This is a genomic window from Rhodococcus wratislaviensis (assembly GCF_900455735.1).
GTDB classification, from domain to species: Bacteria; Actinomycetota; Actinomycetes; order Mycobacteriales; family Mycobacteriaceae; genus Rhodococcus_F; species Rhodococcus_F wratislaviensis.
This window is the reverse complement of sequence record NZ_UAUI01000008.1, coordinates 80755-94996: the sequence shown is the minus strand read 5'-3', so window position 1 is coordinate 94996 and position 14242 is coordinate 80755. Positions and strand designations below refer to the sequence as shown.

Annotated in this window: 15 protein-coding genes and 1 pseudogene; 5 read left to right on the top strand and 11 right to left on the bottom strand. The window is 68.3% G+C overall.

Annotated elements, in window-relative coordinates:
- Positions 1–24: 24 nt before the first annotated feature.
- Positions 25–1194 carry a thiolase family protein gene (locus DTA22_RS12215; RefSeq protein WP_112299576.1) on the top strand — a complete coding sequence of 390 codons (1170 nt, stop codon included), beginning with the start codon at positions 25–27 and terminating at the stop codon, positions 1192–1194.
- Positions 1195–1211: 17 nt separating this feature from the next.
- Here the strand turns inward: DTA22_RS12215 and DTA22_RS12210 are convergent, their stop codons facing one another.
- A complete protein-coding gene (locus DTA22_RS12210) occupies positions 1212–2168 on the bottom strand; it encodes a helix-turn-helix transcriptional regulator (protein ID WP_112299575.1) in 957 nt (318 codons plus the stop codon).
- A gap of 63 nt (positions 2169–2231) precedes the next feature.
- Between DTA22_RS12210 and DTA22_RS12205 the strand changes: the two genes are divergently transcribed.
- The gene (locus DTA22_RS12205; RefSeq protein ID WP_037243601.1) at positions 2232–2693 is read left to right on the top strand and encodes a pyridoxamine 5'-phosphate oxidase family protein; all 462 of its coding nucleotides are present in this window, start codon (positions 2232–2234) and stop codon (positions 2691–2693) included.
- 3 nt (positions 2694–2696) lie between these two features.
- Here DTA22_RS12205 and DTA22_RS12200 read toward each other — a convergent pair whose 3' ends face one another.
- From DTA22_RS12200 to DTA22_RS12185, 4 genes are all read right to left on the bottom strand, one after another.
- Positions 2697–3119: a hypothetical protein gene (locus DTA22_RS12200; RefSeq protein WP_112299606.1), complete on the bottom strand. Its 423-nt coding sequence runs from the start codon at positions 3117–3119 to the stop codon at positions 2697–2699.
- A gap of 69 nt (positions 3120–3188) precedes the next feature.
- A complete protein-coding gene (locus DTA22_RS12195; protein WP_112299574.1) occupies positions 3189–4115 on the bottom strand; it encodes a cation diffusion facilitator family transporter in 927 nt (308 codons plus the stop codon).
- A gap of 72 nt (positions 4116–4187) precedes the next feature.
- Positions 4188–5255, bottom strand: coding sequence for an FUSC family protein (locus DTA22_RS12190; protein WP_112299573.1), 1068 nt, complete (start codon positions 5253–5255; stop codon positions 4188–4190).
- Between the two features lie 64 nt (positions 5256–5319).
- Positions 5320–5736 (bottom strand): DUF3151 domain-containing protein, encoded by a 417-nt coding sequence (locus DTA22_RS12185; protein WP_005260038.1) that lies wholly within the window; start codon positions 5734–5736, stop codon positions 5320–5322.
- Between the two features lie 138 nt (positions 5737–5874).
- Between DTA22_RS12185 and DTA22_RS12180 the strand changes: the two genes are divergently transcribed.
- On the top strand, positions 5875–7008 hold the full coding sequence (locus DTA22_RS12180) for an Rv0361 family membrane protein (protein ID WP_112299572.1): 1134 nt from the start codon (positions 5875–5877) through the stop codon (positions 7006–7008).
- A gap of 59 nt (positions 7009–7067) precedes the next feature.
- Here DTA22_RS12180 and fbaA read toward each other — a convergent pair whose 3' ends face one another.
- Entirely contained in the window at positions 7068–8102 is a 1035-nt protein-coding gene (fbaA, locus tag DTA22_RS12175; RefSeq protein WP_112299571.1) for a class II fructose-bisphosphate aldolase, read from the bottom strand.
- Between the two features lie 153 nt (positions 8103–8255).
- Between fbaA and DTA22_RS12170 the strand changes: the two genes are divergently transcribed.
- Both DTA22_RS12170 and DTA22_RS12165 read left to right on the top strand, forming a co-directional pair.
- Positions 8256–9038 (top strand): VTT domain-containing protein, encoded by a 783-nt coding sequence (locus tag DTA22_RS12170; protein ID WP_052033777.1) that lies wholly within the window; start codon positions 8256–8258, stop codon positions 9036–9038.
- A 25-nt stretch (positions 9039–9063) separates the two neighbouring features.
- Positions 9064–9729, top strand: coding sequence for a DedA family protein (locus tag DTA22_RS12165; RefSeq protein WP_112299570.1), 666 nt, complete (start codon positions 9064–9066; stop codon positions 9727–9729).
- Here DTA22_RS12165 and DTA22_RS12160 read toward each other — a convergent pair.
- The 5 genes and pseudogenes from DTA22_RS12160 to DTA22_RS12140 all read right to left on the bottom strand — a co-directional run.
- Positions 9726–10247: pseudogene (locus DTA22_RS12160) on the bottom strand (GTP-binding protein); the annotation flags it as partial. The gene DTA22_RS12165 and the pseudogene DTA22_RS12160 sit on opposite strands and share 4 nt — an antisense overlap.
- Positions 10248–10346: 99 nt before the next feature.
- Entirely contained in the window at positions 10347–11702 is a 1356-nt protein-coding gene (locus tag DTA22_RS12155; RefSeq protein WP_112299569.1) for an LLM class flavin-dependent oxidoreductase, read from the bottom strand.
- A 61-nt stretch (positions 11703–11763) separates the two neighbouring features.
- Complete coding sequence (locus DTA22_RS12150) at positions 11764–12882, bottom strand: glycoside hydrolase family 76 protein (protein WP_112299568.1); 1119 nt, start codon at positions 12880–12882, stop codon at positions 11764–11766.
- Between the two features lie 34 nt (positions 12883–12916).
- Complete coding sequence (locus tag DTA22_RS12145; RefSeq protein WP_112299567.1) at positions 12917–13609, bottom strand: TrmH family RNA methyltransferase; 693 nt, start codon at positions 13607–13609, stop codon at positions 12917–12919.
- 4 nt (positions 13610–13613) lie between these two features.
- Positions 13614–14213 (bottom strand): hypothetical protein, encoded by a 600-nt coding sequence (locus tag DTA22_RS12140; RefSeq protein ID WP_037243578.1) that lies wholly within the window; start codon positions 14211–14213, stop codon positions 13614–13616.
- Positions 14214–14242 lie beyond the last annotated feature (29 nt).

Genomic DNA, 14242 nt, shown 5'->3' with positions numbered 1-14242 from the left:
CTCACAGCACCGAAAGGAACCGTCATGAGAGACGCCGTTATCGTCGAGGCCATCCGCACGCCGATCGGCAAGGGCAAGCCCTCGGGCGCCCTGCACGGAGTGCACCCGGTCGACCTCCTCGCCCACAGCCTGTCGGCCCTCGTCGAGCGCACGGGAATCGATCCCGCACTGATCGACGACGTCATCGGCGGCACCGTCACCCAGGTCGGTGACCAGAGCCAGAACATCACCCGCAGTGCACTTCTGGCCGCCGGATTTCCCGAATCCGTGCCCGGCACGACCGTCGATCGGCAGTGCGGCAGCAGCCAGCAGGCCGTTCACTTCGCCGCGCAGGGCGTGATGTCCGGCGCCTACGACATCGTCGTCGCCGCCGGTGTCGAATCGATGGGCCGAGTTCCGATGGGGTCCAGCAGCATCGGACGCGAATCGATGGGCGTGGGCTTCGAGCGCCGTTACCCCGACGGTCTGGTCCCGCAGGGCATCAGCGCCGAACTCATCGCCGCCCGGTGGGGACTGTCGCGCACCCAGCTGGACGAGTTCGCCCTGCGCAGCCACCAGAAGGCCGCGGCGGCAACGAGTGCCGGGAACTTCGCGAAGGAACTCGCCGTCCTGCCGGAGCTGACCGTCGACGAGGCCATCCGGCCGGACACGACACTGGAAACTCTCGCCGGCCTACGACCCGCCTTCCGCAGCGACGTCTACGGGGAGAGATTCCCACAGATCGACTGGTCGATCACCGCGGGCAACAGCAGTCCCCTGTCGGACGGAAGTGCGGCGCTCATGATCACCACGAGTGAGATCGCGGGACGTCTGGGACTGCGGCCCCTGGCCCGGCTCCACAGCTTCTCCGTCGTCGGCGACGACCCGCTGATGATGCTCACCGCCGTCATTCCCGCGACACGCAAGGTACTGCAGCGCAGCGGGCTCGACATCTCCGACATCGACCTGTTCGAGGTCAACGAGGCCTTCGCGCCGGTGGTCCTGGCCTGGGCCGCAGACACGGGAGCCGACCTGGACCGCGTCAACGTGCACGGCGGTGCGATCGCGCTCGGGCATCCGCTGGGGGCCAGCGGCGCCCGGATCATGACCACGCTGGTGAACGCGATGGAGCAGCGCGGGGCCCGGTTCGGACTGCAGACCATGTGTGAGGCAGGCGGACTCGCCAATGCCACGGTGCTCGAACGACTCGGGTGACGCGGCAGTAGTCCGCCTCAGCCGTTCCGGCGGGCGATCGCGTCGCCCACTGCACGCAGCGATTCGCGCAGCGAGTGCGGCTGGAGCACTTCGACTCCCCCGCCGAGAACGGTCAACTGGTCGAGTGCCACGTCCTCGGCCTCGAGCAACAGGTCGACGGTTACCCAGCCCTCGTCGTCGGGCGGTCCGGGTTCGACGCGTGCGGCCTCCACACCGACCACCCGGGGCAGCCGGCGCCACGACGCGGGCGAGAGCCGCACCCGGCACCGGAATCGCAGGAGCGCACGATCGAATTCGGCCACCGACGCCGTCCACCACGCACCCAGATCGAAGTCGTCCGGCCGCACCGCCGGTTGCTTCAGCACGGTTGCGCCGCTGATCCGCGACACCCGGTACGACAGCGTCCGTCTGCGATGCTGCGCAACGAGATACCAGACACCGGCCTTCGCCACCAGCCCCAGAGGGTCGAGAGTTCTTGCCGCGGAACGGCTCCCCTTGCGGTAGCGGATGCCGAGGCGCCGACCCTCGAGCACCGCCGACGCCACCACCGGGAGATCACCGGTGTCGCGCGGCCCGGCGAACCAGCCGGGGGCGTCGACGTAGAGCCGGTCCCGCCACAGCTGAGCCCCGGCGCGCAGCGGGACCGGCAACGCCCCCAACAGCTTCGACTGCGCCGCAGCGGTGACGTCGCGAAGTCCGAGATCGTCGGCGATCGACGGGACGCCGAGCAACATCAACGCGGACGTCTCCGCCCCCGTCATGCCGCCGAGTTTCGACTGCCAGCCGTCGAGCAACCGGATTCCGCCGCCGGGTCCGCTCTCCGTCCACAACGGCACGCCTGCCGCCGACAACGCCGTGACGTCGCGATACACGGTGCGGACCGAGACCCCGAGTTCGTCCGCGAGTTGCTGCGCGGTGGCCCCGCGGCTGCCTTCCAGACGAAGCATCACCTCGACGAGCCGACTGGAACGCATGCTCCGATTCTAGTGAGAATCCCTGACAGGAGATGTCAGGGATGGGAGAGCACACTGGTCCGTATGACCAATTGGACACAGTTCGAGACCGACGCACCCGACCTCGCCAAGGCTGTCGCCGCACGCTTCGAGGCGCACAAGCACCACGTGCTGGCGACGCTCCGCAAGGACGGTTCCCCGAGGGTGAGCGGCACCGAGGTCGAGTTCTACGAGGGCGCGTTACTGCTCGGTTCGATGGTCGGCGCACGCAAAGTGCGCGACCTCCAACGTGATCCGCGATTCTCTCTCCACAGCAACCCCGGTCACCACACGATGGAGGGCGGCGACGCCAAGATCAGCGGCCGCGCAGAGGAAGTCCTCGGGGAGCGGAAACTGCAGATCCTCGAGCACTACCCCGACGAGATCCCCGAGGCGGACGTCTTCGAACTCAGCCTCGACGAGGTAGTGCTCACCACCGTCGACGGCGACCATCTGTATGTCGATCTGTGGCGACCGGGTGCGGGCGTCACCCGGTTCACCAAGTGACGGTCACTGTGTGACGGCGAATCCGAAGCCGAGGGGGCAGGTTGCAGCGTCGTTCTTGGCAGGACCGTCCGGATCGTAGGTTCCGCCGGGGATCAGGTGGGCGGTGAATCCGGGCAGATCCTTCTCCGGCCCTTCGGCGTCGCCCTCCTCGTTCACGAGGGGCCCGGACGTGCCGAGCGTCGGCGCCTGACCGATGTTGAGATCAGTCACCTGCGCGTCGGTCGTCGCACCCTTGGGAGCGTCGAAATCCCACTCGACCAGATCGCCCTCTTCCTTCTCGACGATGATGCTCGGATCGCCCCCGCAGTTCGCCAGCGGGTCGGGCATGAACGGCGCGGCCGAGGCGGCGGCGGGTGCTGCGAAGAGGGCGGCCGCACCGAATGCGGCGACGGCGACGGGTCGTGCGAACGCTGCGAGAGTGGACATGGTGTTCCATTCCGTGAGTCGTCCCACGACGATTTCCCGCCGCGATACCGGACGAAACAGACAGGGCGCCTACCAGGTGACGTTCTCGGCGCAGTGGCGTCCGTTGGCGGTGGATTCCACCTGCACGGTGGCGTGCGAGAGCAGGTGGCTCTCGAGGACGATCCGCGCCGATTCGAGGACGACGGACGAGTCGGCGTCCGTGGTCAGGTGGACGGTGGCCACATCCATTCCTGTCGTCAGCGTCCACACGTGGAGGTCGTGCACACCGGTGACCCCGGGCAGCGCTTCGAGGTCGGCCTGCACCGATTCGACATCGACGTCCTCGGGAGAGGCCTGCGTGAGGATGCGCAGCGACGCGGCGGCCAGTTTCATCGCCCGCGGAATGACCCACAGCGAGATGAGGACACCGACGATGATGTCGGCGTAGGTCCAGTCGAACGCCAGCACGAGTCCGCCGGCGATGAGCACGCCGACACTGCCGACGGCGTCCGCGAGCACTTCGAGATATGCGCCGCGGACGGCCAGGCTGTCCTTGGAATCGGCGCGCAGCATCAGCATCACCACGAGGTTCGCGGCCAGTCCGACGGATGCGGTGAGAATCAGCGCCATGCCGGGAAGTTCGGGGGCATCGCCGATGCGGGAGATCGCCTCGTAGAACACCCAGACCGCGACGGCAAGCAGCATCGCGGCGTTGGCCATGGCCGTGAGCACTTCGGCGCGGTGCCAGCCGAAGGTCCGGGCCGCGGTGGCACTGCCCTTGCGTGCCAGGAGAAGTGCGACGAGCCCCATCGACATTCCGACGACGTCGGTCAGCATGTGCCCGGCGTCGGCGAGCAGCGACAGCGAGTTGACGGTCAGACCGACGACGACCTCGAGAACCAGGAACGCGAGGAGGATGACGAGAGCAATCACCATGCGGCGGATCCGCCCCCGCGACGGACCTACCTCACCGCTGCCTTGCGTATTGCCGTGCGAGTGTCCGTGACCGACTCCCATGGGTAAGCCTCCTCCCGAGTTGTGCCGATCATATGCGCACATGCGCATATGTTCAACAGCGTGCTCGGGTGGTCAGAGCTCGGGACGATAGGCCGGCTTCTCCACGGTCGGCGGCAGGGTGGCGATCGCCGAGATGCGTTTCAGCCCCGCGACCTGCAGAAGGTCGACGGTCAGAGACCGGATCTGCGCGAAGACGACAGTGGCCGACAAGCCCGCGTTCTCCACCAGTTCCGGCTTCAACCCGGACGCCACCGAACGCAGCACCCGCGCCGCCTCGGCCTGATCGGGTTGCTGACCGGGGTCCGCGAGCGCCATCTGCCGGAGGGTTTCCAGGGCGTGGGCGAGTTTCTCCACCTGGTCGACGAGCCGTGGGTTGAGAATCTCGTCGTCACGCACCAGCGTGAGCGAACGCCGCGCAAGAACCCGGATGTTGCGCAACGCATTGTCGAGTGGGTCCGCGGCCGCGGTGAGTCGCTCGAGCCGGCCGCGGGTGTTCCAGTACAGCGGCGAGATTCGGCTGATCTCACGGCCGCCCGCGAGGTGGGTCCGCAACGTGTCGATGGACGCCTGCGTTGCCCGCGCCTTCTTCAGCGCCTCCTCGATGGGCTTGTCGTCGTTGGCCACCAAACCGTCGGCCACCAGCTGCATCACCTCGGACGCCGTCCCGAGAACGTTCGCGGCGTACTTCCGCGCCCGCCCCACGGGATGTGTGGGAATCAGCGCGACGACGGCGATCCCCACCAGACCACCGGTCAAGGCGTCCACCATGCGGTCGATACCCGCGGTGCCGCCGGGAGGCAGCAACGTCGCCACGAGCACCGCGGAGTTCCCCGCCTGCATCGAGAAGATCGGCCCGCTGTTCAGCAACACCGCCGCGGACATCGCCAGCATCACGACCAGCGTGATCTGCCAGGTCCCGCTCCCGATGACGGAGACGATGAGGTCGCCGACCCCGATCCCGATCGTGACACCGGCCACCAACTCGACGGAACGGCGCAGGCGGGCGCCGAGAGACAGCCCCAGCGACACCACCGCGGCGATCGGCGCGAAGAACGGCGTCGGGTGACCGATCACCACCGTCGCCACCCACCAGGCGGCGCCGGCGGCGATCGCGCACTGCAGGATGGGCAGTGCCGACACCCGCAGTCGCTGGGCCGAAGTCCTCAGCCCGTCCCGGCCACGGACTTTCGCCGAGCTGAGGGCGTTAACCGACGCCAAGCGCTTCGGCAGCTCGGGGATCGCAGTCCTCGAGCAGATCGAGGCACCGCGCGTACTCGTCCGTTTCGCCGATCGCCTTCGCCGCCTTCGCCAGCACGGCTACGCACCGGAGGAAACCACGGTTGGGTTCGTGGCTGTACGGAACCGGGCCGAAACCCTTCCAGCCGTTGCGACGCAACTGGTCCAGTCCACGGTGGTACCCGGTGCGCGCGTAGGCGTATGCCGCGATGGTCTCGTCGGCCTGGAGGGCCGCCTCGGCCAGGTAGGCCCATGCGATGGATGCGGTGGGATGGGCGGCTGCGACGGAAGCCGGATCCTCGTGGTTCAACAGGGCCGACTCGGCCTCGTCGTCCCCGGGGAGCAGCGTGGGCTGTGGTCCGAGAAGGTCACCGAAAGACGTCATGCGCCTATTGTGCCCCCGCCGCGGCGCCGTCACTGCGCCGGCCCGCGTCCGCGACGCGGGCTGTCGCGGTCTCCGATGACGCACGTTGTCGTTAGGCTGCCCCCAACGTTCATTTCTCTGCAGACCGAGGGGCAGCGCGTGCAGGACCCGAAGAAAGACGAATCGACTCAGAAACCGGCCACGGACGCACCGTCCGGCCCGGCCGCGGCCGGCACTACCACCGACAAGGGCACGGGTGGCGCCGACACGACCGCGAAGCCTGCGAAGACCGCGCAGCCCGCGGCGGGCGCAGAGCCCGCCGCGCCGAAGTCGCCCGAGCCGAAGCCCCCGCAGAAGAAGGCGCCAGAGAAGGCAGCAGAGAAGAAGGCCGACGAGCCGCAGCCCGAACTGCCCAAGCCTCCCGCGCCACGCCCGCGAGCCGAGGCACCTCAGGCCGGCGCGAACGCCGCCGCGACACCCGCGGACACGGCATCCGAGGCGGCCACCACCGCGATCCCGACGCAGAAGGGCGTGCCGGCCTCGGGCGACGCCGCGACGGTGAAGATGCACCGCACACCCACCACACGGAACCCGGCGGCGCAGGGGCAGGCGAAACCGCCATCCGACGACGAGACGGTCGCGATCCCGGTGACCAAGCCCGCCGTCCCGGCGACGCCGCCGCCGCCCCGACCTGCCGCCGCCCAGGCGAACCAACCCCAGAACTCGCGGCCGGTGCCCCCGCCGCCCGCTCCCCCGCGGCCGGCGCCCACACCGCCGAAGGCCGCACCGCAGCGGGTGCTGCCGCCCCAGCAGAGCGCACCGCAACGCGTCGCCGCGGCGCAGCAGCCTGCGAAGAAGCACGGCAAGGCGTGGCTGTTCGCCGCGATCGCCGCCGGCGTCATCGTCGTCGCCGCCATCGCGGTCGCCGGCGTGGTGGTCTACACCAACAACCGGGCCGAGAACTCACCCGAGGCGCAGGTGCAGGGAACGATCGACACGTTCGTCGCGGCGCTCACCCAGGGCGATCTCGCGACGCTGCGCACCAGCACCTGCGGCAGCCTCGCCGAGTACTACCAGGGCATCTCGGATCAGGATTTCGCCGAGGTCCACCAGGTCGCCGTGACGCAGCAGAACATTCCGGTGGTCGGCGGCGTCGACGCCGTGCAGATCACCGGCGACACCGCCATCGCCCAGGTGAAAGCCCACACGGCCGCCAACCCCGGCGAGCAGTCGTGGCGCACGTTCAACCTCGAGAAGGTCGACGGCACCTGGAAGATCTGCGACCCCCGATAAACGACTGTGCGCCTTTCCGGTAGCGGCAGCTACCGGAAAGGCGCACGAGCGCGAAGCGCTTATCCCGAGACGGAACGTCCCGCGGACTTGAGGTCGTTGCAGGCCTCGATGACGCGGGCCGCCATGCCGGCCTCGGCCTTCTTCAGGTAGCTGCGCGGGTCGTAGACCTTCTTGTTGCCGACCTCGCCGTCGACCTTCAGGACGCCGTCGTAGTTGCTGAACATGTGGCCCACGATCGGGCGGGTGAACGCGTACTGGGTGTCGGTGTCGACGTTCATCTTGACGACGCCGTAGTTCAGCGCAGCCTCGATCTCCGACTTCAGCGAGCCCGATCCGCCGTGGAAGACGAAGTCGAACGGCTGCGAACTGTCGGACAGGCCCAGCTTCGCGGCGGCGACCTTCTGGCCCGTCTCGAGCACCTCGGGACGCAGCTTCACGTTGCCCGGCTTGTAGACGCCGTGCACGTTGCCGAACGTGGCGGCCAGCAGGTACTTGCCGTTCTCGCCGGTGCCGAGCGCGTCGACGGTCTTCTCGAAGTCCTCGGGCGAGGTGTAGAGCTTGTCGTTGATCTCGGCTTCCACGCCGTCCTCTTCACCACCGACGACGCCGATCTCGACCTCGAGAATGATGTTGGCGGCCTTCGCCTTGGCGAGGAGCTCCTTGGCGATCTCCAGGTTCTCGTCGATCGGGACAGCCGACCCGTCCCACATGTGGGACTGGAACAGCGGGTTGCGGCCGGCCTCGACGCGCTGCCTCGAGATCTCGAGCAGCGGCCGGACGAACGTGTCGAGCTTGTCCTTGGGGCAGTGGTCGGTGTGCAGGGCGATCGTGACGTCGTACTTCGCGGCGATCACGTGCGCGAACTCGGCGAGTGCGACCGCGCCGGTCACCATGTCCTTGACGCCCAGGCCCGAACCGAACTCGGCGCCACCGGTCGAGAACTGGATGATGCCGTCACTGCCGGCGTCCGCGAAGCCCTTGATGGCGGCGTTGATGGTTTCGGAAGAAGTGCAGTTGATGGCGGGGAAGGCAAAGGAGTGCTCCTTGGCCCGACCAAGCATCTCGGCGTAGACCTCGGGAGTCGCGATTGGCACGGCGGCAGTCCTCCATAAAGAGTCGATTTCGGCGCGCGCGATCAGCGCAGCGCGCGATGTGGTCCTAGCAGTATGGCAATACCGGTAGCGTACGTCTCCCGGTGGCTGTCGTGGCACCTCGATTCGACCCTTCCCCGCCCCGGCGGAAACACCATGACCTGCAGTATTCCGACAGTCGGGGAATACGCCGGTACGCTGAGGGCCGTGATTGTGCAGGCAGCATCGGATTCCGTGACCAACCTCGCGTTGTTGCCGGGGTTCCTCGACCCCGTGAACCTCCTCAACTCCTTCGGCACCTGGGTGCTCGTCGGACTTCTCCTGGTCGTCTTCATCGAGTCCGGTTTGCTGTTCCCCCTGCTCCCCGGCGACTCGCTCCTCTTCACGGCGGGACTCATCGCAGCGTCGAAGTCGACGGAGATCGAACCGTTCGCTCCCCTCTGGGTGCTCCTGGTTCTGATCCCGATCGCCGCGATCCTCGGCGACCAGGTCGGCTACTTCATCGGCATCAAGGGCGGGACCGCCCTGTTCAAATCCGACGACGCGCGCTTCTTCAAGAAGAAGTACATCGACGAGTCGCACGCCTTCTTCGAGAAGCACGGCCCGATCACCATCATCCTGGCCCGCTTCGTCCCGATCGTGCGCACGTTCGCGCCGGTCGTCGCGGGTGCGTCGCGGATGAAGTACTCGCTGTTCCTCACGTACAACATCGTGGGCGGCATCCTGTGGGGCGCCGGCGTCACACTGCTCGGCTACCTGCTCGGTCAGATCGAGTTCATCCGCGACAACGTCGACGTCATCTTCCTGCTGATCGTCTTCGTCTCCGTCCTGCCGATCATCGTCGAGGTGGGCAAGCGCATCCTGAAGTCCCGCCAGAACGACGGCGCCCCGGCCGAGGACGCGCAGCCCGTCACCACCCCCACCGATCCCACCTCCTGAAACCGATCGGGGTAGCGCACTGACGATGGTCACCACGGCAGCAGGCAGCTTCGGGCCTCTCGTCTCGGCCGGCCCAGCGCTGGTCTGGGTCGTCGTCCTCGCGTTCGTGTTCATCGAGTGCGCGGTGATCCTCGGCCTGTTCCTGCCCGGCGACTCGATGCTGATCACCGCCGGAATCGTGCTGGCCAACCATGCGTCGGGCTCCGGCCACGTGTGGGCGTTGTCGGTCGGCGCGATGATCGCCGCCATCTGCGGAAATCAGGTGGGCTACGTCATCGGTCACCGCACCGGCAACCGCATCCTTGCCCGCAAGGGCGGAAAATATCTCAACTACACCAACCTCCACAAGGTCAACGTCCTGTTGGAGAAGCACGGCTTCTGGGCGGTGCTCATCGCCCGTTGGATTCCGTGGGTCCGCACCCTGTGCCCGCTCGTCGCCGGTGCGGCCAAGATGAACCACACCAAGTACACGATCGCGAGCACCATCGGAGCAATCTTCTGGGCCCCCGTCCTGCTGCTCATCGGCTTCTACTTCGGCTCGTTCCTGGACCGGGTGTCGTGGCTGATGCCGGCCGTGCTCGCCGGGATGGTCGCGCTGCTGGTGATCGGCACCGTGCTCGGGGTGTGGCACTACCGGCAGGAGATGGCGCGGCCGCCCGAAGAAGTGGCGGTCGAAGAAGTCCTCGACTAGTGCCGATGCACCGCATCCCACGCGGGCAGCGGGTCGTCGAAGCGAACCCACACATCCGGTCCTGACGCCAGCTCGTCGTCGGTGAGCAACGCCGGGTCGAGGATGCGACGCGGACCGTCGAGGTCGAGGCGGACCCCGATGAACACGATCTCCTGCCCCGGTGTCTCGTCGGCGGACGCCCACAGCTGGGCCGGCTCGATCACCAGGTTCGGACCGGCCTGCGACCACACGGCGGCGAGGTCGGGGCGGCTCGCGATCCAGCAGAAACCCTTGCTCCGGAGCAGGCCGGTGAACCGTCCCAGCGCCCGCTCGAGCCGGGCCGGGTGGAACGGACGCGACGCCCGGTAGGTGACGCTGCGGATGCCGTACTCTTCGGTCTCCGGGGTGTGGCCCCCGGCCAGTTCCTCGGCCCAGCCGGGCAACGCGGCCGCGGACTCCGGGTTGTACAGGCCCGCCCCGAGAACCTCGCCGGGATCCACGACGCCGCGCGTGGTCCGCAGGAGCGTCGCGGTGGGGTGGAAGCCGTGGGCTCCCGATGTCACATCCGTCCACTCGAACCGAACGGATGCGACATCGGGCGCGAGCAGAAGCCCACGCGAGCAGAAGCCGGCGCGCGCCTACAGGGCGACGGCGCCGGACGTGTCCGCGTACTGGCTCTCGGGGCGGGGCAAACCGAAGTGGTCGCGCAGGGTGGTGCCCGAGTACTCGGTGCGGAACAGTCCGCGCTCCTGCAGGATCGGGACCACCTTCTCCGCGAACACCTCGAGACCGCCCGGGTAGTACGGCGGCATGACGTTGAACCCGTCCGCCGCACCCTGCGTGAACCATTCCTCGATGGTGTCTGCCACCTGCACCGGCGTCCCGACGACCACCCGGTGCCCGCGCGCACCGGCGAGACGGTGCAGCAATCCGCGCAGGGTCGGGTTCTCCCGCTCGACGATCCCGGCGATCACCTGCAGGCGACTCTGCTGGTTGTCCGTGACGTCGCCGGCGTCCCCGAACAGTCCGGCGGGCACGGGGGCGTCGAGTTCGAGGTGCCGCACGCTCGAGCCCGTGAGGCTCTCGAGCTGGGCGAGCCCGTACTCGGGCGACGTGAGTTCGTTGAACTCCCGTTCCAGGTCGCGGGCCTCGGCCTCGGTGTTGCCGAGGAACGGGCTGATGCCGGGAAGAATCTTCACGTGCTCCGCGTTGCGACCGTACTGCGTCGCGCGCTGCTTGACGTCCGCGTAGAACGCCTGCCCGTCGGACAGCCGCTGGTGCGCGGTGAAGATGGCCTCGGCGTACTGGCCCGCGAACGCGCGACCCTCGTTGGACGCACCCGCCTGCACCAGCACCGGGTGTCCCTGCGGGGAGCGTGGCGCATTGAACGGTCCCCGCACCCGCAGGTGGCGCCCCACGTAATTGATTTCGTGGATCTTCGACGGGTCCGCATAGATGCCCGCGGCCTTGTCGATCAGGATGGCGTCGTCTTCCCAGCTGTCCCACAGCTTGACGGTCGCGTCGACGAACTCCCGCGCCCGCGCGTAGCGGTCGGCGTGGTCGGGGTGGCCGGCCAGTCCGAAGTTGGCGGCCGCCAGGTCGGTTCCGGTGGTCACGATGTTCCAGCCGGCCCGGCCGTGGGAGATGTGGTCGAGGGACGCGAACAGCCGCGCCAGATTGTAGGGCTCGAAGTATGTCGTGGACGCGGTCGCGATCAGGCCGATCCGTTCGGTGGCGGTCGCGATGGCGGTCAGCAGCGTGATGGGTTCGAGTGCTCCGGCGGCGCCGTGCTCGACGTCGCTGCGCAGGGCCGGGCCGTCGGCGAAGAAGATCGCGTCCAGCTTCGCCGCCTCCGCGGTCCGCGCGATGTCCTGGAAGTAGGAGACGTCGTACAGCCGCTCGGGCGTCGTGAGCGGGTGGCGCCACGCCGACTCGTGGTGCCCGGCCGGGTAGATGAACGCGTTGAGACTCAGCTGCCGCTGTTGATCTGACATAACGATCTGTCTAGCAGCGCCGAATCGGGGGCGACACGGTTAAGTTTCGCGTGATTCGAACCTATCGTCGCGGATATCCCGCCGCGGAGACCATGTGCGCGGCCTCCATCAGCATCCAGCCGCCGAGCTGGACGGACATGTCGCGTTCCGGTATCCCCGACGACCGCACGGTGCCCCCGGTGAACGTGGCGATTCCCCCGCCCAGCCCCGGTAGCTGCGCCTGCGTGGTCCAATCGTGGCCGAACAGCGGCTGCCCCTCGATCTGCAGCCGGTTCTCCCAGGCCGATTCCGCGGAGGTCAGCACGAGCTGGGCGGCGATCTCCCGTGCCCGGATGTCGGCGGGCGATTCCCACGGCAGCATCACCGCGGTCAGCGCCAGATACCGCGCGAGGATCCCGTTGAACAGGCCCCCGTCTCCCCCACCGCCGCCGTCGATGACGCCGTGGGGTGCGAGATGCTCGTCGATGGCGTCGACCAGCCGATGGGTCCGGTTGCGGTGCCGCGGCGAACCGAGGCGCACGGCGAGTTCGGTTTCGAGGCCGAGCACGACGCCCTGACAATACGAGTAGACGTTCCTTTCGATTTCGCCGCCCGGATGGATGCCGTCGACGATCAGGTTGGTGTGCACGTCCCGCAGCGTGTCGTCGATCCAGTCGGCCGTGGCCTGGGCGCGCCACAGCTTTCCGGTGCGGGCCAGCATGATCCCGGCGGGTCCGTTGGCCGGTGCGTTGTAGAAGTTCGAGCCCTTCCGCCACGGGATGCCGCCCCCGGCCTCGGGCGCCCAGGCGTCGAACAACTGGGATTCGAGCGCCTGCACCGCACTTCTGTTGTCTATGAAGTGCATTCGCTGGGCACGCTCGAGGGCGATCCCCAGCCAGGCCATGTCGTCGTAATAGTTGTTGGTCCAGCCCGACAGGTTCCGCAGACGGTGGCTGCGCGCCAGTTTCACGATGCGACGGCGACGCCGCGGCGTGGGGTCCCGTTCGAGCGCGTCCACGGCGCAGTCGAGCAGGTGGGCCTGCCACCAGTAGTGCCAGCTGAGGAACAGCCGCTCGCGTCGCACCGCCGGCCAGGCGACGACGCCCAGGGTGGTGCCCGGGAGCGCCCACAGCCGGCGAAGGTGCCTGCTCACCACCGCTTCTTCAGCGGCGTCCGCGCGCGCCGACCACGAGTCCTGCATAAGAGTTGATCTTGCCTATTCCCCGGGGGTTCCGCTACCAGGCACGGCCGAGGTCGGCGTGCTGACGAACCCACGCATGCATGGCGATTCCCGCGGCGACGCCCGCGTTGATGCTGCGGGTGGAACCGAACTGGGCGATCGACACCGTCATCGCCGCAACCTCTTTCGCCTGGTCCGTGACTCCCGGCCCCTCCTGACCGAACAGGAGCACGCAGTCGCGGGGCAGACTGGCCGTCTCGAGCGGGACGGATCCGGGCGTGTTGTCGACGGCCACGATGGTGAGATCCCGCTCACGTGCGAACTCGACGAGGCCGTCGACGTCCGAGTGGTGGAGGACGTGCTGGTACCGATCGGTGACCATGGCCCCGCGCCGGTTCCAGCGCCGCCGTCCCACGATGTGGACTGCGGCGGCGGCGAATGCGTTGGCGGTGCGCACCACGGTTCCGATGTTGGCGTCGTGGCCGAAGTTCTCGATGGCCACGTGGAGCGGGTGGCGACGACTGTCGATGTCCGCGACGATCGCCTCCCGCGTCCAGTACCGGTAGGCGTCGACCACGTTGCGGCGATCGCCGCCGGCCAGCAGTTCGGGGTCGTAACGCGGGTCGGCAGGGACCGGGGTGTCGTGCTCCTCGGTCCACGGGCCGACGCCGTTCGGGTTGTCCCCCCATTCGGTGGGACCCGCCTCGGCGACTTCGACCTCCACCGGGCCGGTCTCGACTCCACTCACGACGTCAGAACGTCTTGTTCGAATCGGGAGCGACGGTGAAACCGTGCGACGTCTCGTCGTTGGTGCACGTGACGGCCGTGGCCGTGGTGCTGCACGTGTAACCGAGCTTCGCCAGCTTCGCCCCGGCGGGCAGGGCCGCGTCCGGTTCGTCGCCGCCCGACGTGTAGACGAGGCCACCGGCGCACATGAACGACGCCTCGCCGTCGTTCTCGACGCGGATGCCGTGACCCCAGTCGACCATGCAGTCGGCCGGGCGCGGCGGCACCGGGCTCGTCGACCCCTGGCATCCGGCCTCGGTGCGGTTCGGCAGCTTGATGATGCCGCACTGGAACCCACCGTCCGGGGACGTGAAGAAGTACGACTCGTTGTGCTCGTAGGGGACGTCGACGAGCGTCGTGGTCGGCGCTTCCGTCGTCGTGGCCGGCGGCGCAATCGTCGTGGTGGTGGTCGTCGGCGGAACCGTGGTCGTGGTGGTGGTCACAGGAGCCGCGGTCGTCGTCGTGGACGGCGGCGGAGCCACCGCGTCCGAGGACCCACCACACCCTGCGAGCATCATGGCCGAGCCAATGCTCAGACACACCAACGACACCCGACGCCACGCCATACGGCCACCTCCACACACGCTTACCTGCT